The 19,639-nt window shown below is 74.4% G+C and carries 18 protein-coding genes; 13 read left to right on the top strand and 5 right to left on the bottom strand.

Annotated elements, in window-relative coordinates; all coding sequences use genetic code 11:
* Nucleotides 1-359: 359 nt before the first annotated feature.
* A complete protein-coding gene (locus ADK60_RS10705) occupies nucleotides 360-995 on the bottom strand; it encodes an NAD(P)-dependent oxidoreductase (protein ID WP_053645162.1) in 636 nt (211 codons plus the stop codon).
* A 68-nt stretch (nucleotides 996-1,063) separates the two neighbouring features.
* On the bottom strand, nucleotides 1,064-2,011 hold the full coding sequence (locus ADK60_RS10700; RefSeq protein ID WP_079008227.1) for an EamA family transporter: 948 nt from the start codon (nucleotides 2,009-2,011) through the stop codon (nucleotides 1,064-1,066).
* Between the two features lie 101 nt (nucleotides 2,012-2,112).
* Between ADK60_RS10700 and ADK60_RS10695 the strand changes: the two genes are divergently transcribed.
* Nucleotides 2,113-2,619 carry a MarR family winged helix-turn-helix transcriptional regulator gene (locus tag ADK60_RS10695; protein ID WP_045942657.1) on the top strand — a complete coding sequence of 169 codons (507 nt, stop codon included), beginning with the start codon at nucleotides 2,113-2,115 and terminating at the stop codon, nucleotides 2,617-2,619.
* A 24-nt stretch (nucleotides 2,620-2,643) separates the two neighbouring features.
* Here ADK60_RS10695 and ADK60_RS10690 read toward each other — a convergent pair whose 3' ends face one another.
* On the bottom strand, nucleotides 2,644-3,507 hold the full coding sequence (locus ADK60_RS10690) for a methyltransferase domain-containing protein (RefSeq protein WP_053645160.1): 864 nt from the start codon (nucleotides 3,505-3,507) through the stop codon (nucleotides 2,644-2,646).
* On the opposite strand from ADK60_RS10690, the gene pdxR reads away from it, so the two are divergent.
* The 6 genes from pdxR (at nucleotide 3,506) to ADK60_RS43240 (ending at nucleotide 9,173) form a co-directional block, all read left to right on the top strand.
* Nucleotides 3,506-5,140, top strand: coding sequence for a MocR-like pyridoxine biosynthesis transcription factor PdxR (pdxR, locus tag ADK60_RS10685; protein WP_079008228.1), 1,635 nt, complete (start codon nucleotides 3,506-3,508; stop codon nucleotides 5,138-5,140). The two genes, ADK60_RS10690 and pdxR, sit on opposite strands and share 2 nt — an antisense overlap.
* A 197-nt stretch (nucleotides 5,141-5,337) precedes the next feature.
* Entirely contained in the window at nucleotides 5,338-6,591 is a 1,254-nt protein-coding gene (locus ADK60_RS10680; RefSeq protein WP_053645156.1) for a glycoside hydrolase family 3 N-terminal domain-containing protein, read from the top strand.
* Nucleotides 6,592-6,906: 315 nt separating this feature from the next.
* Nucleotides 6,907-7,734: an aminoglycoside adenylyltransferase domain-containing protein gene (locus ADK60_RS10675; RefSeq protein WP_063783112.1), complete on the top strand. Its 828-nt coding sequence runs from the start codon at nucleotides 6,907-6,909 to the stop codon at nucleotides 7,732-7,734.
* A gap of 195 nt (nucleotides 7,735-7,929) precedes the next feature.
* Nucleotides 7,930-8,391 (top strand): hypothetical protein, encoded by a 462-nt coding sequence (locus ADK60_RS10670; protein WP_159400382.1) that lies wholly within the window; start codon nucleotides 7,930-7,932, stop codon nucleotides 8,389-8,391.
* A 222-nt stretch (nucleotides 8,392-8,613) separates the two neighbouring features.
* Nucleotides 8,614-8,970, top strand: coding sequence for an ArsR/SmtB family transcription factor (locus tag ADK60_RS10665; protein WP_053645150.1), 357 nt, complete (start codon nucleotides 8,614-8,616; stop codon nucleotides 8,968-8,970).
* Nucleotides 8,967-9,173: a DUF6126 family protein gene (locus tag ADK60_RS43240; RefSeq protein ID WP_107094576.1), complete on the top strand. Its 207-nt coding sequence runs from the start codon at nucleotides 8,967-8,969 to the stop codon at nucleotides 9,171-9,173. Before ADK60_RS10665 ends, ADK60_RS43240 begins: the two co-directional genes overlap by 4 nt.
* Nucleotides 9,174-9,201: 28 nt before the next feature.
* Here ADK60_RS43240 and ADK60_RS10660 read toward each other — a convergent pair whose 3' ends face one another.
* Entirely contained in the window at nucleotides 9,202-12,198 is a 2,997-nt protein-coding gene (locus ADK60_RS10660; RefSeq protein WP_053645148.1) for a cytochrome P450, read from the bottom strand.
* Nucleotides 12,199-12,626: 428 nt separating this feature from the next.
* Between ADK60_RS10660 and ADK60_RS10655 the strand changes: the two genes are divergently transcribed.
* The 5 genes from ADK60_RS10655 (at nucleotide 12,627) to galE (ending at nucleotide 18,630) form a co-directional block, all read left to right on the top strand.
* Nucleotides 12,627-13,406 (top strand): sigma 54 modulation/S30EA ribosomal C-terminal domain-containing protein, encoded by a 780-nt coding sequence (locus tag ADK60_RS10655; protein WP_053645146.1) that lies wholly within the window; start codon nucleotides 12,627-12,629, stop codon nucleotides 13,404-13,406.
* A gap of 87 nt (nucleotides 13,407-13,493) precedes the next feature.
* On the top strand, nucleotides 13,494-14,021 hold the full coding sequence (locus ADK60_RS10650) for a hypothetical protein (RefSeq protein WP_159400381.1): 528 nt from the start codon (nucleotides 13,494-13,496) through the stop codon (nucleotides 14,019-14,021).
* Between the two features lie 303 nt (nucleotides 14,022-14,324).
* Nucleotides 14,325-16,700, top strand: a complete 2,376-nt coding sequence (locus ADK60_RS10645) for an RICIN domain-containing protein (RefSeq protein ID WP_053645142.1) — start codon at nucleotides 14,325-14,327, stop codon at nucleotides 16,698-16,700.
* A gap of 106 nt (nucleotides 16,701-16,806) precedes the next feature.
* Nucleotides 16,807-17,463 carry a hypothetical protein gene (locus tag ADK60_RS10640; RefSeq protein ID WP_053645140.1) on the top strand — a complete coding sequence of 219 codons (657 nt, stop codon included), beginning with the start codon at nucleotides 16,807-16,809 and terminating at the stop codon, nucleotides 17,461-17,463.
* Nucleotides 17,464-17,610: 147 nt separating this feature from the next.
* A complete protein-coding gene (gene galE, locus ADK60_RS10635) occupies nucleotides 17,611-18,630 on the top strand; it encodes a UDP-glucose 4-epimerase GalE (protein WP_234371026.1) in 1,020 nt (339 codons plus the stop codon).
* Nucleotides 18,631-18,709: 79 nt separating this feature from the next.
* On the opposite strand, the gene ADK60_RS10630 is transcribed toward galE, so the two are convergent.
* On the bottom strand, nucleotides 18,710-18,904 hold the full coding sequence (locus ADK60_RS10630; protein WP_045942669.1) for an antitoxin: 195 nt from the start codon (nucleotides 18,902-18,904) through the stop codon (nucleotides 18,710-18,712).
* Between the two features lie 201 nt (nucleotides 18,905-19,105).
* On the opposite strand from ADK60_RS10630, the gene ADK60_RS44695 reads away from it, so the two are divergent.
* The coding region (locus ADK60_RS44695) for a DUF6542 domain-containing protein (RefSeq protein ID WP_053645136.1) at nucleotides 19,106-19,639 on the top strand (534 nt) is incomplete at its 3' end.

The following is a 19,639-nucleotide window of genomic DNA, read 5'->3' as shown; positions in this document are numbered from 1 at the left end:
AGGGCGAGGAGGGTGAGCAGTGCGGCGGTGCGCCCGCCGAGCGCGGTGCGGCGGCTTCGGCAGCTTCGGGTGTCGGCGCCGGTGGTAGGGGTGCCGGTGGTGCGGGTCAGGTCTCGTGTGGTCATGGCACGATCCTGACGGTTGGATCGATCGTGGTCGATCAGGCGTGCACCCGTCTTTCCGGTGGTGCCTGCACCACCCCGACCCGGTTGCCCGGTACCGCCCCGCACCCCCCATGGTCACTGCCCCAGTGAGTAGTTGACGTGGCGTCATGCCTCTCCGCCCGAAACACTCCACCATGTCGGTGATGGGGTGTTTCGGGCGGAGAGGGTGGGGGGAAGCAAGCCGGTGGGCGGCGCTCAGTAGCCGGCGGTGAAGCGGGTGCGGCGGTGGGCGGGCCGCTCGGCCTCGTCGAGGAGGGCGACGGCGAGGTCCTCCATGGAGATGGTCGAGGTGCCGTCGGCGTCGACGAGGAGTTCGTCGCGGCCGAGCCGGAAGAGTCCGGTGCGCTCGCCCGGTGCGAGGAGGGCGGAGGGGCTGAGGTAGGTCCAGTCGACCTCGGTCTCGGCGAGGTAGAGGGAGAGCTGCTCGCCGCAGGCGTTGGCGATGGGCAGCAGGGCGGCGGGGAAGTCCGGGGAGTCGGCGAGGGTGACGCTGCCGCCGGGCAGGGTGAGGCTTCCGGCGCCGCCGACGACCAGAAGCCGGACGCCGGTTCCGGTCAGTCCGGAGAGCAGACCCTTGGTGGCGACGGCCAGTTCGTCCTCCCGCCCGGGGGCCGGGCGGGTGGCCGTGACCAGCAGGTCCTGGCCGGCGGCGAGGCGGCGGACGTCCTCGGGGTCGCGGGCGTCCCCGGTGGCGATCCGGACGGTGGCGGGGAACGGGTGCGGGCGGTGGGGGTCGCGCAGTACGGCGGTGACCTGGTGGCCGCGGGCGACGGCCTCGGCCACGACCCGGCTGCCGACGTTGCCGGTGGCGCCGAAGACGGTGATGTTCATGGGTGCTTCTCCTGGGGACGGGTCGGACGGATCGAGAGCGATGGGAAGGAGGTGGGCCGGTCGCCCGGTCAGAAGGACTGGCGGGCGCGGCCGTTGGTCGGTCGACCGCTGTTGTCGGAGAGTACGCCGGTCGGCGGGGAGGTCACCGTCTTCGACAGGGTGCGCGGGCGCTGGGTCTGGGCGGCGACGAGGGAGCCGAGCACGATCAGCGCGCCGAGGGCCTGGACGGGCGAGAGGTCCTGGCCGAGGACGAGCCAGCCGAGGGCGGTGGCGACCACGGGGCTGAGCAGCCCGAGGAAGGTGACCGAGGTCGGAGGGAGGGCACGGATGCCGCGGAACCAGAGCGCGTACGCGACGGCCGCGCCGATGAGGCTCAGGTAGCCGTAGCCGAGCAGGTTGGCGCCGGTGAGGTGGGACGGGGGCGGTCCCTCGACCAGGAAGGCGACCGGGAGCAGCAGCAGTCCGCCGGCGGTGAGCTGCCATCCGGTGGTGGCGAGCAGCGGCGCCGGTGACGTCCAGCGCTTGGAGAGGACGACACCGGTCGCCATCACCACCGCGCCGCCCAGTGCGGCCACGATGCCGAGGGCGTCCAACTGGGCGCCGGCGCGCAGGACCAGCAGGCTGACGCCGGCCACCCCGGCTATGCCGGAGAGGAGGGTGCGCAGCGAGAGCCGGTCGCCGAGCAGGGCGGCCGAGAGACCGGCGGCGATCAGCGGCTGCACGGCGCCGACGGTGGCGGCGACCCCGCCGGGAAGCCGGTACGCGGCGACGAAGAGGAGGGCGAAGAAGGCTCCGATGTTCAGGGCGCCGAGGATCAGCGAGCGCCACCACCAACTGCCGCTCGGCAGGCGGCGGGTGAGGGCGATCAGCAGCAGTCCGGCGGGCAGGGCGCGCAGCACGCCGGCGAGCAGCGGGCGCCCCGGCGGCAGCAGTTCGGTGGTGACGAGGTAGGTGGAGCCCCAGATGGCGGGGGCGAGGGCGGTCAGCAGTACGACGGCGAGTCGATTCCTTAGCACTAAGCCAATATATCTCAGCGCTAAGGAATCTCCGCAAGGCCCGGCCGAAGGGTGGGTGCTGTGAGGTATCTCACCGCTAAGGCATCGTTTAGTCTGGAGGCATGGCAGAGCGCGTGGATCATGTGGACCGGATCGTGCAGCAGTGGGGTGCCGAGCGCCCCGACCTGGATGTCTCGCCGATGGAGGTGATCGGCCGCCTCAAGCGGCTGTCCAGACTGGTCGACGCCGAGCTGAAGGAGACCTTCGCCCGGCACGACCTCGACTTCGCCTCCTTCGACGTACTCGCCACCCTGCGCCGCAGCGGCCCGCCGTACCGGCTCACCCCGACCATGCTGATGCAGTGCGCGATGGTCACCTCCGGGGCGATCAGCCAGCGCCTCGACCGGTTGGAGGCGCGCGGCCTGGTCACCCGCACCCCGAGCGGCTCCGACGGCCGGAGCCGCGAGGTCGAGCTCACCGAGGAGGGATATGCCCTGATCGACCGTGCCCTGCCGGACCACTTGGCGACCGAGCGCCGCATCCTGGGCGACCTCGACGAACCGAGGACCGCCGCCTTCGTCGCCGCCCTGCGCACCCTCCTCGGCACCCTCGGGGACGACCCGGAGTGACCCCGCCGCACCGCCGACGGCCGGTCACGGGTTGACCGCCACCGCCTTGAAGAACGTGTAGTGGAACGACCCGTCCGGCTCGGCCGTGCGGCGCAGCTCGGCGACGCCGCGGTCGAAGTCCTCGGCCGTGTCGAGGCCGGCCGCGAGCGCGTCGGCGCGGACCGCCTCGACCATCGCGACGAAGGTGCGCCGGGTGAACCCCTCGGCCAGCTCGGGTCGGCCGCCGTCCGCGTACACCGTGCGCGGGGCGACCGAGATGTCCCGGAACCCGGCTCCGGCGAGCAGCGGGTACAGCCGCCGCCCGACCAGGCTGTCCCCGCCGCCGTCCGCCTGGAGCCGGACCAGATGGCCGACGACCCGCTGCGCGGCCTCGCCGCGCGGGTGGAAGAACGCCGAGCCGTGGTCGCCCTCGATCACCGTGATGGTGCCGCCCGGGCGCAGGACCCGGCGCAGCGCCGTCAGCGCCGCCGCCGGGTCGGCGAGGTGTTCCAGCACGAAGCAGACGAAGAGGTGGTCGAACGAACCGTCGGGAAAGGGGAGCCGGTGCAGATCGCCGTGGTGCCAGGAGACCTGGGCCTCCGGCAGCTGTTCCGCGACCCGGGCCCGGGCCCGGGCCAACGAGTCGGCGGAGATGTCGGTGGCCGTCAGCAGCAGGCCCGGGCTGGCCTCCAGCAGATGCACCGTCTGGGCGCCGACCCCGCAGCCGGCCTCCAGGACCCGGCTGCCGGGCGGGTACGCCGTACCGGCGTGCAGCAGTCCGGCGAGGGTGTCGGCCTGGTCGCCCAGGCGGCGGGCCTCGGCGGGGGAGTAGCCGTGCACATAGGCGTGGTCGAGGTGTGACGGGGAAGGGGCCGAAGGGGAAGCGGCGGAGGCCGTGGTGGTCGTCATGTCTTCACCCTCCCGGCACAATGGACCGGTGCACAGGTCCAATGATCATTCGATCGACAGGTCCAGAACGGCGGGTGCGGACTTCCTCCAGCTCGACCCCGGGCAGGCGCCCGCCGGTGGACTCGCGGACTGGCTGGTGCGTCGGCTCCGGGAGGCGATCGATGACGGCAGGCTCCCCGTCGGCAGCCGGCTGCCCGCCACCCGGGTGCTCGCCGCCGACCTGCGCGTCTCGCGCGGCGTGGTGACGGACGCCTACCGCCGCCTCACCGAGGGGGGGCGGATCGCGGGCCTGGGCCGGGCCGGCACCGTTGTGGTCGACCAGTTCGCCCCGGAGACCGTGCCGACACCCCCGCCGACGGCCGCCCGGTCGACGGCTGCCCGACCGACGACAGACCGGTCGACGGCCGCTCGCCCCGGAAGCACCCGCCCCGAACCCGCCCGCCGCGAACCCGCCGTCACCGGCCCCGCGCCCGCCTCGCCGTTCGACGGCGCACCCGCCACGACCGTCTTCGACTCCCTCCGCACCGCCCCCGCCCGGATCGACCTCACACCCGGCGTCCCCGACCTCGCCGCCTTCCCCCGCGCCGCCTGGCTGCGCGCGGAACGAGCCGTCCTGCGCGACCTCGCCGCACCGGACTTCGGCTACGGCGACCCGCGCGGCACCCCCGCCCTGCGTCGCGCCGTCGCGGACTGGCTGGCCCGCAACCGAGGCATCCGCGCCGACCCCGGCGAGATCCTCGTCGTTGCCGGGGCGGCCCAGGCGCTCGCCCTCGTCGGCGAGGTGCTCCGGGCGGACGGCCTCGACGTGGTCGCCGTCGAGGACCCGGGCTCCCTCGGCACCCGCCAGCACCTCGGCCACCGGATCACCGCCACCCCGCCCGTCCCCGTCGACGCCGAGGGAATCCGGGTGGACGCGCTGCGTGCCGTCGGCGCCCGCGCCGTGCTGCTGACGCCCGCCCACCAGTTCCCGACCGGGGTGGTGCTCGGCGGCGCCCGACGGCGAGAGCTGCTCCAATGGGCGGCCGACGGCGGGCTCGTGATCGAGGACGACTACGACGCCGAACACCGCTACGACCGCCCGCCCGTGCCCGCCCTGCGCGGTGTCCTCCCCGAACAGGTCCTCTACCTGGGCAGCGTCTCCAAGCTGCTCGCCCCCGCGCTGCGCACCGGTTGGGTGCTCGCGCCCACCCGCTACCGGGACGCGCTGGTGGACGCCAAGCGGCTCAGCGACCTCGGCAACGCCGCGCTTCCGCAACTGGTCCTCGCCCACCTGATGGAATCGGGCGCCCTGGAGCGCCACCTCCGGCTGCAGCGCACCCGCCACCGGCGCCGACGTGACGCGACGACCGCCGCCGTCGCCGCCCATCTGCCCGGCGCCGCGGTCCACGGCGCGGCGGCCGGGCTGCACCTCATGCTCACCTTCCCGGACGGTCTGCCCTGCACCGACACCGAGCTCGCGGGGGCGGCACTGGCCCACGGGGTGAAGGTGCACCCGCTGTCCTGGCACGCCCGGCTGCCGCACCCGCCGGGGCTGGTCCTCGGGTACGCGGCCGGCACGCCGGGCGAGATCGAGGAGGGCATCGCCGTCCTCGGACGGCTGCTCCGGGAGGCGGGACCCCCGGTCCCGGGGTGAGGCTGCTGCTGTTACGCCGTCCGGTCCCGGTGTCCGCGGCACCGGCGGCGTGTCCGCGGTCGAACCCGTCGACTCCCGCGCACCGATCGACGATCCTGGCCGTTCCGGGACCTGCACGCCCGACCGGCTCGCCCGACCGGCCCGGACCCCGACCGACCGAGGGAGGCCGGATGTCGACGCCCCGCCGTGGACGCCCCATGTCCCGCCCGTCACTCCGCAGCACCCGCCGGACGCCCGGTCGGCCGGTCCGCTTCGCGCTCCTGGCGCTGCTGCTGCTGGCGGCGGTGGGCCCGGCGACCGTGCTCGGCCCGGCCGCGCCCCTGGTCGTACAGGCGCCCCCCGCCGCCCCCGGCACCGGCAGCGACCCCGGGACCGCCACCGGCACCGTCGGGACGAGCCCGGCGAGCCCGACTCCCACCGGGAGGACCACCGTGCCCACCACCGCTTCGCTCCGGCTCGCCGGGCGTCGGATCGTCTACTCCTACCCGGGCGACACCCCTCCGCCCGAACTGCTCGACACCATCCGGGCGGGTCGCGCCGCCGGCGTCATCCTGTTCAAGGAGAACGCCCCGTCGCCCGAGCAACTCCGGCTGGCGGTGGATCTGTTGAAGGCTGCGGCGCAGCAATCGCCGTCCGGCGCACCGCTGTTGCTGATGACCGACCAGGAGGGCGGGAAGGTCCGTCGGCTGCCCGGGGCGCCCGTCCACTCGGCCCGGCAGACCGGCGCAGCCGCCGACCCGGCCGGGGACGCGGCCCGGTCCGGGGCGGGAGCGGCCGGCACCCTGGTCGACGCGGGCCTGAACGTCAACCTCGCGCCCGTACTCGACGTCTTCGACGCACCGGACAACTTCATCGACCACTTCGGACGGTCGTACAGCGGAAAGCCCGAGGTGGTGGCCGAGTTGGGTGCCGCCTTCCTCACCGCCCAGCAGCAGCTGGGGGTGGCCGCCACCGCCAAGCACTTCCCCGGCCTCGGCGCCGCGGCTCGGGAGGAGAACACCGACGAGCGTCCGGTCGTCCTGCCGGTCCCGCTGGCCGAGCTCCGGGCGCGGGGCGAGGAGCCCTACCGTGCTGCCATTGCCGGCGGGGTCCGGCTGGTGATGACCTCCTGGGCGGTCTATCCGGCCCTCGACGCCGACCGCCCGGCCGGACTGTCGAGCGCCGTCGTCCAGGGCGAGCTGCGCGGGCGGCTCCGGTTCCGCGGGGTGACCGTCACCGACGCCCTGGAGGCCGGGGCGCTCGCCGCCTTCGGGGACACCGGGGAACGGGCGGTCGCCGCGGCCCGGGCGGGCATGGACCTCCTGCTGTGCTCCGCCCGCGACATCCAGCAGGGCGACGCCGCCGCCGAGGCCCTCGCCGTCGCCCTCGACGACGGCCGCCTGGACGCCGGGGAGTTCAGCGGCGCCGTCGGCCGCGTCGACACCCTCCGTACTTCCCTCGGCCGACCCTGAACCCGCGCGCCCTGCGCGCCCCGCGCCCCCGAAGCCGCACGTCCCTGAAGCCGCACGTCCTGCGCGCCCCATTTCTCGTGCCCCGGTGCCCGTTCACCGTGCCCGTTCACCGGCGCCCGCCGGGCGACCACCCGCCCCCTGTCGCCCCTGCCCGCCCGCTCCCACCCGGGGTGGCGCGGGTGGCGAGGGTGGCGAGGGGGTGGCGCGAAAGGGAGTGAGGGTGGCGCGAAGAGGGTGCACAGCTGACCAACACGCGCCGATCCTTAGCGGAAACGAGCGGACACGGAGGGTCATCCGGATGGCAGGCTTGCCGCCGTGACTGTGCACCCTCTCGTACACGAGATCGCCGACGCCTACCTGACCCTGGTCGACGCCGCCGCACCCGGGCTGGTCGAGGGCCTCTACGTGGTCGGTTCGACCGCGCTGGGGGACTTCCACCCGGCGCGGAGCAACATCGACTTCGTGGCCGTGTCCGCCGATCCGGTGACGGCGGCGCAGCTCGCGGGGCTGGAGCGCGCGCACGCCCGGCTGGCCGCCCGTTATCCGCGCCCCGCGTTCGACGGCCCCTATCTGACCTGGCACGAACTCGCGGGCCCGCCCGCGCAGGCGGCGCCGGGAGCGCATGTGTTCGGCGGGACGGTCCGGCACCGGGTGAGAACCGACCGCACACCGGCGCTCTGGCACACCCTGGCGCGGCACGGCGTCACGCTCTGTGGTCCACGGGCGCAGGAGCTGATGATCGACACCGGGCCGGGGGAGCTCGCGGTCTGGACGGCCGGAAGTCTGGAGGAGTACTGGCGTCCGTGGCGGCGGCGCTCCTCGCGGCTCGCCTCTCGGTCGGGGCTGGCCCTGCTGAACGGGGCGGGCCCGGCCCACGGGGTGCTCGGGGTGAGCCGCGCGCACTACACGCTGGCCACCGGGCGGATCGCCTCGAAGCGCGGGGCCGGCGAGTACGCCCGGGCGGTGTTCGACGAGCGGTGGTACCGGATCGTGGACGAGTGCCTGCGGATCCGGGACGGTGGGCGGCGTCGCTCCCACTATCCGAACCCGTTCACCCGGCGGGCCGACGCGCTCGCGTTCATGGACATGGCGATTGAGAGCGCCCAGCGGCTGAGTACTGGCCGATTGCCGCTGGGCGAGTAGTGATTCAAGCCAGCGAAGGCTGAAAATCACGCCATCGAAGGCCAATTTCCAGTCTGATCATCGAGTGTTCGGATCTTGGCCCTTTCCTGCATTGGAATCGCATGAAAGTCTGACGCCATGCCACATGTGAAATGTCACATGTGGTGATGCTGATTCCTTGCAGTCAAAGAGAGAAGAGGAGGAGCGGACATGCGGATGAACCGACTCACCCTGACCGCGGCCGGGATCGTCGGCGCGGCGGCCCTGCTGGCCGTGCCGGCCGAGGCGGGCGCGGCCCAGACCACCACGGGCCCCATCGGCACCACCACCACCTGCGGCGCCTACAGCCTGCAGGCCGGTCTGTCGACCCGGGCGTGCGCCGAGGTCACCGGCAACAACGTCCAGCTGTACGGGCAGATCAGCCTGGCCGCCCCGCCGAGCCCCGGCACCCCGTGGCCGCAGACCGTCGAGCTGCTCACCAGCCTGTCCGGCCAGGTCGTCGGCGGTGCGTCGCTCGGCTCGATCAGCGGGTACACCCGCTTCACCGCCGACACCGTGCAGCTGCGCGGCGTCGGCGGCACCGTTCCGTGCGGCTCCACCGTGCACGGCACCTTCGCTGCCGCCGCCTACCCGTGGAATCCCGTTCCGGTGACCGTCGACGTTGTGGTGCCGTGTTGATGACGCCCGCCCGGTAGGGCGGTGCGGGCCCGGGATCCCTGGATCCCGGGCCCGCACTGTTGTCTCTCCGTGCCCGCTGCGTCCCGCGGCTTTCCCTCCGATCTGCGTCCGCCATCCGTGTTCGGTGATGACGACTTGAAGAAATCTTCATCCGCAAGGATGATGCTTCACGCCGCCAGGCGGCGAACGAACCCATCCCCGACCCGCAGGAGAGAACGGACGATGCCGGTCCCGCTCTACCAGGCGAAAGCGGAGTTCTTCCGGACGCTCGGACACCCGGTCCGAATCCGTGTCCTGGAACTGCTCCAAAACGGACCGCGACCGGTGCGCGAGCTGCTGGCCGAGATCCGGATCGAGCCCTCCAACCTCTCCCAGCAGCTCTCCGTCCTGCGCCGGACCCAGCTGGTCACCGCGACCCGCGAGGGCAACACCGTCGTCTACGCGCTCAGCACACCGGACGTCGCCGAGCTGCTGCGGGCCGCCCGGCGGATCCTGACCGAGCTGATCACCGACCAGGACGCGCTGCTGGGCGAGCTGCGCGCGCCCGAGGCCCCCGCGGCCCCGGCGGGCCACCGATGAGCCCGGACGGGACCACACCGAGGAACGGGAGCGCGCCAAGGAACGGGAGCGCGGGCGGCACCGGCACCACGAACGATCGGGCGACGCTGGAGGAGAAGGCCCGGCGCCGGGCGATGCTGATCCGGGCGGGCATCTACATCTTCGCCACGCACCTGTTCGCCGGCTTCGTCCTGCTGCTGTTCGCCCTGGGCGACCGGAAGTGACCCGGCCCGCCCGGGCTCGGCCTCGGCATCAGCGCGCGGCGTCCTCGCCGGTGTAGCGGCGGCTGGTGCTGGTCCAGGCGTGGACGCCCTCGACGAGTTCCCGGGTGCCGTGGAGGTACCAGCCGCCCTCCGGGTGGCGGAGCAGCAGCCGGCGGCGCAGCGACTCGCTCTCCGCGGTCAGCCGGGCGATCCTCGTCCCGACGGAGCGGACCGCCCGGGCCCGGGTGCAGCCGCGGACCCGTTGCAGGGTGAGCACGGTATTGAAGGCCGCGACCTGCTGTCGTTCCTCGCGGTCGGCCGAGTACAGGTCGTTGATCAGGGTCGCCACGTCGGCGGTGTTCGCGCGCAGTCGGTGCAGCGCGGGGTCCCGGTGCAGGGCGGCCGGTGCCTCGCCGCCGTGGACGTGCTCCAGTATGCCCATGAACGGATAGAGGCAGCTGGCATGGCGGCGCAGCCGGACGGTCTCGGCGAGGTCGGGGTGGGTGCGCGCGGCCCGGTGGGCGGTCTCGGCTAGGAAGGTCTCCAGGCAGGAGCGCCATTCGTCGGCGGTGCGCCGGCGCCACTCCGGTGACATGGGGGCGGTCTGGCGCTGCCACAGTTCCCGCCAGGCGTCGAGCAGATGGGCGTTGGAGCCGCCGGCCGGGACGGGGCGGCCGGCCATGACGGCGAGCAGTGGTCCGACGATGGCGCGGGCCTCGGCCGGGTCCCGTCCCGGCGGGCCGTCGAAGCGGTCGTCGAGGATGGTGAACCAGCCCAGGATGTCGACCAGCAGGTCCAGTTCCGCGCCGCGGGCGCGGGGGTAGGCGTGGCCGATCAGCTCGGGCAGCGCGTAGGACTGGTAGTGGGCGAGGTCGGCCGGGGCGAGCAGGCCGCGGGCGAGCGCCCAGTCGCCGTGCCGGGCGGTGGCGGCGGTCAGTTCGGCCGGGGTGCGGACCTCCTCGGTGCCGGGCCGGAGGAGCGGGGGGACGACCGTGTCGGTGCGGCCCGCCGGTCGGGGCGACGGCGCGGTGCGGGGGGACGGTGCGGGCCGGGGGACGGCGGTGGCGGGCCCGAGGAGGACGAGGTGCCGGGGGGAGGCGAGGGGCCGGACGGTGCCCGCGCCCGGAGCGAGGGCCTCGCCGCCACCTCCCCCGCCGCGGGGACGCGGGCCCGTTCGGTCGCCGGTGCGCGACACGGTGCGTGAATCAGAGGTCCGCGCATCGGCGGTGCGTGAAGCGGCGGCGCGTGAAGCGGTCCGCGCATCGGAGGCACGCGAAGCCGTGCGCGAAGCGGTGCGGGCGACCGTCCGGGCGGCGGTCCGCAGGGCGGTGGTGTGCAGCGCCGCCGGGTACGAGCGGCCGGGTACGGACCGGCCGGGCAGTACGGTCGACCGGGCGGGCAGCAGGGTCGACCGGCGCGGACCGGCGATCGGCAGGCACCGGGCCGGAGCGTCGTCCCGGCCGCCCGGCGCGGGGGTGCGGCGCGCGCCGGGGGCGTGCGCGCTCCGGTTGCCGCCGCGCGGCGCGAGCCGCACCCGCAGGCCCTGGGCCTGGACGGTCGTCCAGACGACCTCGCGGGCCTGCGCATGGGGGACGGCCGTCGGGCGCCAGCGGCGCAGGATGGCCGCGGTCGCCACGGTCAACTCGGCCCAGGCGAAGGCCTCGCCGATGCACTTGTGCTTGCCGGCGCCGAACGGGAGGAAGGCCTGGCGGGCCGCGGCGGTACCGCCGGTGCCCGTTCCCTCCGCCCCGTCGGCGTCGTACCAGCGGTCGGGGTCGAACCGGAGCGGGTCCGGGTGGAGCGCGGGGTCGCGGTGGACGGCGGTGAGGCTGTAGAGCAGTTCGGTGCCGGCCGGGATCCGGTAGGCGCCGAGCGTGACCGGGACGCGCGCGGTGCGCATCAGGAAGGCGTTCGGCGCGTGCAGCCGGACGACCTCCTGGGTGACGGCACGGGTGTAGGGGAGCCGGGCGAGGGCCTCCGGGGTGGGCACCGTCCCGGCCGGGAGGTGCTCGTCCAACTCGGCCAGGACGCGGGCCTCGATGTGAGGGTGCCGGACCAGTTCGTCGATCAGCCAGGTCAGCGTGGTGGAGACGGTCTCGGTGCCGGCGCCGAACATGGTGATCGCCTCGGAGCGGACGTCCGCCTCGGTGAGCGGTCGGCCGGTGGCGGGGTCGACGGCGGCGCGCAGCAGGGCGGGCAGGGTGGGGCGCCGGGCCCCGCCCCCGCTCATCGGACAGCCGCTCCCGCCCCCGGCCGCGCCGGTGCCGCGTCCGCCGGTGCCGCCGGACCTCCCGGCCCCGTCGGGTCCGCTGTGCGCGCCGTACCGGCCGCCGGGCGCGGTGCCGACGGCCTGGTCGACGACGCGGTTGAGCACCCGGACGGCGGCGTCGAAGCGCCGGTTGACCGGAAGCGGCAGCCGGGCGAGCGCCGGGTGGGGGTAGAGGGACTGGACGATCTGCCCCTTCACCAGGTCGGGCAGGGCGCGGTGGAAGGCCAGGGTGGCGTCCTCGCTCAGCCGGGCGTCGAACAGCGCGCGGGTGACGATCTCCAGCGCGAGGTGGTTCATCTCCTTGGCCACGTCGAGGACCTGGCCGGGGTGCCAGCGGTCGGCCCGCTCCTCGGTGACCCGGTGCATGACGGCCAGGTAGTCGGCCATCCGGTCCGGGCCGAAGGCGGGCTGGATGATCCGGCGGCGGTCGCGGTGGGCGCGGCCCTCGGACATCAGCAGGCCGTCGCCGAAGGCCGTCTTGAGGGTGTCCTGGACGGCGCCGCGCGGGCAGTCGTGGGCGAGTGCGACCAGCAGCGTGTGGACGAGTCCGGCGTCGGTGACGACGCAGACCGTGCGCGGGCCGAGGCGGATCCGGACCACAACGCCGTACCGGGAGAGGGAGCCGAGGAAGCCGAGCGGGTCCCGCAGCAGGGCCGGGGCGTGGCCGAGCCCGGGCAGTGCGCCGGGGGCGAGCGGGGGAACGACCGCTCGGCGGGGCCCTGCCGCGGGGGTTCTGGGCGGGGCGGGCGGTCTGCGGGTCTCGTTCGTCAGGATCATGACATCACCTCTCACCAGATGGACCGGGGGCGGACCGGTGGGACGGTCCGGCGCGACCGGTCGGTGTCGGACCGGTCGAACGGCCCGGCGTTGCGTTACCACCGGAGCCGCCGCCGCGACAGCCGGGTTCCGGGGCCGGTCGACGCGGACCCCGCGCGCGCCGCTGCCAGAGGGCGCACGCCATGGGAAACGCGCCGGTCCCGCGAGCGTTGCGCCGTACCCGGGTTGATCACCCCATCGGTGGAGTGTCCTCAAGGTGTACGCGTGGCGTCCCGATGGGGTCGCCCGGACGGTCGCGGGCGACTCCGCCGGAGGACGAACCGTTCGGGTCCGCTCGGGTCGTCCTGCCAGGTGGGCAGGGCCTTTCGGCCCTCGGCGGGAGGGTGCGCGCGGGTCCAGCATGGTGCCGAACCGAGGAGGATCCCCTGATGACCCGTCTGCGCCACCGGCCCGCCCTCGACGTCCGGGTGGAGATCCGGGGCGAACTGCCCCGCGAGGACGCGGAGTACGCCCGGAGCCGGTGCCTGGTGCTGATCGCGGACCTCGGGCCGGACGCGCACGCCGCCCGGCTCCGGCTCACCCGGCCGCGCGACCGGTCGGTGACCAGGCCCGCCGTCGCCCAGGCCGCGCTGGACCTGGCGGGCGTGGGTCGGGTCCGGGTGGAACTGGCCGCCGTGACCGTCCGGGAGGCGGTCGACCTGGCGCTCGGCACCCTCGCCGGGCGCGCCGTCCGGCTGCGCGAGCTGGGCGACATCGGGCTCGCGACGGCGTACGAGAGCTCCTACCGCCCCCAGTACGCCTCGCGCCCGCTCGCCGAACGGCGGATCGTCCGGCGGAAGTCGGTGCTCCTCGCCCGGCACACACCCGAGCGGGCGGTGCGGGAGATGCTGGCCCTGGACCACCGGTTCCACTTCTTCTCGGACGTGCTGACCGGCCAGGACAGCGTGGTCCACCGGATGCCCGCGAGCGGGGGATTCCGGCTGGTCCGGGCCCATTCCACCGCCCGGCTCGGCGGCTCGGGCCTGCCGCTGACGGAGAGCGCGCACCCGGCGCCCCGGCTGGACGTCCTCGAAGCAGCCCGCCAACTCTGGCTGACCTGCTGGCCCTTCGTGTTCCACACCGACCCCGGCGACGGACGCGGCCGGATCCTGTACCGCCGCTACGACGGCCACTATGGCTTGATCACGCCGATAGCAGACCCCTGCTGACGGGCAGGTAATGATCGGCAAGGGCTGACCGGTACACGACCGACGACGGACGACCACACCCTCACGCTCCGGACGGGAACTGGGACCATGGACTGCGAAGAAGTCATGCTGACCGTCAGGATCGCGGCCGCCGAGCGGGCCCTGCTGCGCGAACTCGCGCGTGGACACGGCGCCGACATGTCCGACGTCGCGGCGGACGGCCTGATCGACGTCGTCCCCAGCCTGCACGTCCTCCCGGCCTTCCCCGCCCGACCGGAGCCGACGGCGGTACTGCCCGTCGCTTCGGGGCCCGGGGCCGTGGCCGGGGCCGGAGTCGGGTCGGCGTCAGGGGTCGGGGACGCGGGTGTGCTGCGGCTGCTGAGGGTGCTGGCCCGGCCCGCCCCGTGCGCGGTCACACTCTGGATGCCGGCGCCGGTCGCCGATCTGCTGCCGCTGGTCGGCGAGCGGATCACGGCGGTGACCGGGCTGCGGATCGGTCCGGCGAGCGCCGCCCTGTCGGCCGCCCTCCGGTTCTGGCTGGCGGGGGATCCGCAGCGGCTCGCGGCGGGCCTCGCCGCGCTGCACCGGCAGGGCAGCCCCGGTCTCGCCGCGCAGCGGCTCGACGTCGCGGCCTGAGGCGCCGCGCCGGCCCCGGAGCCGAACGGATCCGGCCGGTTCCCGTCCGCGCGCGCCGCGTACCGCGCACCGCGTACCGCATACCGCGCGCCGGGGTCCGCGCGGCGCACTCCGGGCGTGTACCGACGATGTGTCACCGGCCGCACCGGGCATCCCGTCCCCGATCCACTCGTCCGCCCGCGCGAATTTCGAAAAGAGGTTTTTGTTATCCGGCCCGCCCGGGCCGGTCTCCGGAGTGTCGGAAGGTTCAGGCCATCACCCCGAGCGGTGGTCGGACCCTCGCACGAGGAGAGGAGACACCCGATGGGGCACCGGAGCACGGAGCTCCGCCGTCGGCGGCGTCGACGGACGGGCAAGCGCACGGCACTGATCTCACTGGCGGTCGCGGCCGGACTGGTCGCGGGCGCGCTGGGCATCAGCACCGCCATGGAGTCGTCCGCGGTGCACGACACCGCCGCGGCGAGCGCGGTGGAGGGTTCGGCCGACGGCGTGGGCGGTGCCATGGCCGGCACGATCGCCGACGACGGCACGGGCGAGACCGGCAGCGCCGAGCATGCCACCAGGGCCCCCGGGCCCAAGCGCGACCAGAAGGCCGCGCCGATCCACGAGATACCCAAGGACCAGCCCGAGCGCGGCCTGGTCTACGCCGGACTGAACCTGCCCGCCGGCGACCGCTGCGCGGGCTCCCTGGAGGTGACCGGCGGCGAGCTGTGCAGCCACGGCCCGGACGCGCCGCCGAAGGACGTGGACATCCGCAAGGACGTCCCGCCGGTGGCCGCCGCCGTCGCCCAGCCGGCCGCGCTGACGCCCCCGGCCGATGCCCAACCGCCCGCCGCGGCCGACCTGGTGAAGGGAACGATGCCGGTCCTGGACGCCGCGACGAAGACGCTGCTGGCCGACGCGGCCGGTGACCAGGCGGTCGCCGCCGCGCCCGCCGCCGGTGGCCAGGGTGTCGTCTGCGAGGGCGACGGCAGCGCCGGCAACCGGATCCAGGTGGTCTACGCACACACCCCGGGCAACGACCGGTTCGCCCAGTACCTGGCCTCCTTCAAGAAGTGGGCGGCCGACGTCGACGTCATCTACAACGCGAGCGCCCAGGAGACGGGTGGCGTCCGGCACGTCCGGTTCGTCACCGAATCCGACTGCTCCGCCTCGGTGTTGAACATCCAGGTGTCCGACGCGGAGATGGCCGACTTCAACACCAGCAACCGTGCGATCGCGGCCCAGGGCCTCAACCGCAAGGACCGCAAGTACATGATCTTCGCCGATGCCAAGGTGTACTGCGGCATCGGCACCTTCGCCGGCGACGAGCGGCCCGGCCAGGACAACCTGAGCAACTTCGGCCCCTCGTACGGCCGGACCGACTCGGGCTGCTGGGGCGGCCACACCGCCGCGCACGAACTCGGCCACAACCTGGGCGCGGTGAGCAACAGCGCGCCCAACTCCAGCAAGGGCGGCCACTGCGTCGACGAGTGGGACATCATGTGCTACTCCGACGCCCCGTACTACCCGGCGATGCGCACGGTCTGCCCGGACAACGCCAGTGACATGCGCCTGGACTGCCGGCACGACGACTACTACCACACCGACCCGGCGCCGGGCAGCTACCTCGCCACCCACTGGAACGTCGCCAACAACCGCTTCCTGATCGCCGGTGGCGGCACCGGGCCGACGCCCGACCCGACCCGGACCCCGACCGGTTCGCCCACCCCGACGAACTCGCCGACCCGCAGCCCGTCGCCGACCGCGACCGGCGGCACCCCGACGCCCACCGGCACGCCGACCGCGACCGGTTCGCCCACCGCGAGCCCGACCGCCACCAACAGCGCCTCGCCGACCGCGAGCCCGACCGGCACCCCGACCCCGACCGGTTCGCCGACCCGCACCGGCACCCCGACGCCGACCGGCACCCCGACCCAGACCGGTACGCCGAGTCCCACCGGGTCGACCACGCCGACCCCGAGCCCGACCGCCTCGCCCACCGGCGGCACCACCGGCCCGGCCATGACGGTCAGTCAGGTCACCCAGACCTCGGCCGTGTTGAGCTGGCCCGCGGTGAACGGTGCGAACGGCTACGACGTCCTGCTGAACGGCGAGACGATCGGTACCGTCCGGGCGACCGTGGTCGGCCTGGTCCGGCTCGCGCCCGACACCTCGTACTCCGTCGCGGTGGCCGTCCGGGACGCCGCCGGAGCGGTCTCCAAGCCGGGTCGCGCGGCCGCCTTCCGCACCTCGGCCGACGCCGGAAAGCCGCAGCCCGGGACACGCTACAGCCTGCTGAACGGCCTCACCGGCCAGGCCGCGGACCTCTGGGGCAGCTCGCTCAACGACGGCACGGTGGCCATCGCCTACCAGCGCACGGGCTACGCCAACCAGAAGTGGACCTTCGAGGACGCCGGTTCGGGCACGCTGCGGATCAAGTCGGTCCGCTCGGAGAAGTGCCTGCAGCTCGGCGGCAACCCGGTCGCCGGACAGTACGTCGCGCAGCGCCCCTGCTCGGACGCGGCCGGCCAGAAGTGGCGGGTCACCTCCGCGGGCGGTGCGGTCGTCCTGACCGCCGACGGTTCCGAGCTCGTCCTCGGCGCCAGCAAGCGCTGGTACTACGGCGGTTGGCTGCTGGAGCTGCAGAAGCCGAACGGTCAGACGTACCAGAACTGGAACCTGCAGAAGACCACCTGACGTCCGGGGTTCGACCCCCGATCCCCGGACCCCGAGCCGGGTGCGGCCGCCGCTGACGCAGTGGCGGCCGCAGCCGGCCCGTTCCACTTCACGAGGAAGACCCGCGATGCCCCGCACCCGTCAGTCCCTCGCCGTCCTGGCCCTCGCCGGGGCGGTCGTGCTCGCCCCCGCCGCAGTCCCCGCCGCCGCGCACGGTGACACCGTCCATCTGGAGGTGTCCGGCCAGGACGGCGGGCATGTCACCACGGTCGCGACCTGGGAGAACGACCGCGACCCGGTCACCGAGCAGTTCGCCGGGACGCTCTCCGCCACCTCGGCCGACGGCCGGGCGGCCGGACCGTGGCGGCTGGTCGCCGTGCCGGAGCGGCCGGGCGCCTACACCACACGGGAGTTCCTGCCGGCCGGCCACTGGCGGATCGTGGTGGACTGCGCGTTCCCCTCGCTCGGGCACGGTGAGCGCGAACTCGACGTCGAGACCGCGGTGATCTCCGACCCGACGCTGCCGACGCCCACCGGGCCGGGCACAGCAGGGCCGGGCACAGTCGGGCCGGGCACGGCCGGGCCCACGGTCCGACCCACGGCTCCGGGCACTGCTCCCAGCATCTCCGCCTCGGGCACCGCCGCAGCCGCCACCGGCTCCACCGGCTCCACCGACGCCGACGGCTCCGGCCTCGCCACCTGGGCCGCCGTGGGCACCGCCGTCGCCGCCGTCGCCCTGGTCACCGCCGGTCTCGTCCTGCGCCGCCGCGCCCGCCGTTCCTGAGCCCGCTCCGAGCCGGCCCCGCCCCGAGCCGGCCACCGGCAGGACCGCGCTGGCCTGCCACCGGGAACCGCCGGGTGCGAACCGCTCGTCCTCCCCGGCAACGGGCGTCACGGGGCGCCCGTACCGAGGCAAGGGAGCATGCGGATCGTGCGGAAGGTACTGATCACCGGCGGGGCAGGCTTCATCGGAAGCACCGTGGCGTCCGCGCTGCTGGACGCGGGCATCACCCCGGTCGTCCTCGACGATCTCTCCAAGGGCCGGGCCGAGTTCGTCGAGGGCCGGGAGTTCTACCAGGGGGACATCGCGGACGCGGCGCTGGTCGACCGGATCTTCGCGGAGCACCCCGACATCGACGCGACGCTGCACTGCGCCGCCCGGATCGTCGTCCCCGAGTCGGTCGCGCGGCCGCTGTTCTACTACCGGGAGAACGTCGGCAAGACCGTCGAGCTGCTGGAGTCGCTCCAGCGCAACGGCTGCACCCGGGTGGTCTTCAGCAGCTCCGCCTCCATCTACCGGCCCACCCCGACCGGCCGGGTCGACGAGAGCTGCCCGGTCGACGGGAGCAGCCCGTACGCGCGCACCAAGCAGATGATGGAGCAGGTGCTCCAGGACTGGACCCGGGGCGCCGACGCCGACGGGACGCGGGTCGTCGCGCTGCGCTACTTCAACCCGATCGGCGCGGACCCGCAGCTGCGGACCGGGCTCCAGGACCTCTCGCCGAGCCATGCGCTCGGCAAGCTGATCGAGGCGCACGTCAACGGCACTCCGTTCACCATCACGGGTGTCGACTGGGACACCCGGGACGGTTCGGGGATCCGGGACTACATCCACGTCCAGGACGTCGCCGACGCCCATGTCGCCGCGCTGGTCCGGTTCGACGAGGTGGTCCGGCCCGGGGCCGAGGAGCGCTACCGGGTCGTCAACATCGGTACCGGTGACGGCACCACGGTCCGCGAGCTGGTCGAGGCCTTCGAGCAGGCGATCGGCGAGAAGCTGGACGTCCGGGAGGCGGAGCCGCGCCCCGGTGACGTGCTCGGCTGCTACAGCGATGTGACGGCGGCGCGCGAACTGCTCGGCTGGGAGCCGCGCCGGAGCATCGCGGAGGGTGTCCGGGACGCGCTCGCGTGGCGCGCCCGCTGGATCGAGCGCCTGGCCGCCACCGTCTGACGGCCGACCGACGCGGACCCACCCCACCCCACCCCGGACCGGCCCGGCCGGTCCGGGGCGGGGCGGGTCCGCGTCGGCGTTACTTGGACTCGTCCAGACCGTTGACGAAGTCCTTGGCCTTGCCCGTGGCGGTGTCGATGTGCCCGCTGTACTTGCCGTCCGTCTTGCCGTCGACGATCCCGGCGACCTTGTCCAGGCCCTGGGTGACGGCGCCACTGTGCTCGCGGGCGAGGTCGGTGGCCTTGTCGGCGAGGTTCTTGAGGTGCTCGAACATGATGGTCCTTCTGTTCGTTCCGCCCGGTTCGTGTTCATCCTAGCCGCCCCTGACCTGCCGTTTTCCCGGTCGGGAGGCCCTGTGGTGGCGAGGTGGCGGGTGGGACCGGGGTGATTTCACGGGGACGGGTTTGTATGCTCCACTCTTGCTCTACAGCATTGTAGAAGTTCATTCGGGGGCACGGCGGAAGGGGTGTGGGGCATGGTCGGGCAACACGCGAGAGACACCGGCGGAGCGGCCCCGCTGCCCCGCTCCGATGGGACGGCGGCGGTCCTGCTGGCCGCGACCGGGCTGCCGCTGGCCGGCGCGATCGCCGGGGAGCTGACCGGGAACGGCGGCGGTCCGCTGTTCGCCCTCGGCGCCGTCCTCGGCACCGGCGTCGCGGCGGCCCGCTGCACCCGCCCCGGGCGCTGGTGGGTCGTCATCGCCGCGCCGCCCGTCGTCCTGGCCGCCAGGGCCGGCACCGCCTGGGCCGTCGGGGCCGACGCCGTGCAGGGCAAGGCCCTCGCCTCGGCGGCCGTGCGCTGGGTGGTCGACGCCTTCCCGGTGATGGCGGTGGCCGTGCTGGTGGCGCTGTCGGTCGTCGCCGGACGGGCGGTCCTCACGGCCCGGTCGGCCCGCACCGGCCCGCCCGCGAGCCCGACCGCGAGCAAGGCCGCGAGCACGAGCTCGAGCGCGACGACGAGCCCGAGCCCGACCACGAGCCGGATCCCGAACCCCACCCCCGCCCCGAAC

Origin of the sequence: Streptomyces sp. XY431 (assembly GCF_001279805.1) — a bacterium.
In the GTDB taxonomy this organism is placed as follows: Bacteria; Actinomycetota; Actinomycetes; order Streptomycetales; family Streptomycetaceae; genus Kitasatospora; species Kitasatospora purpeofusca.
The sequence above is the reverse complement of the archived record's forward strand: the minus strand, read 5'-3'. Positions and strand labels throughout refer to the sequence as shown.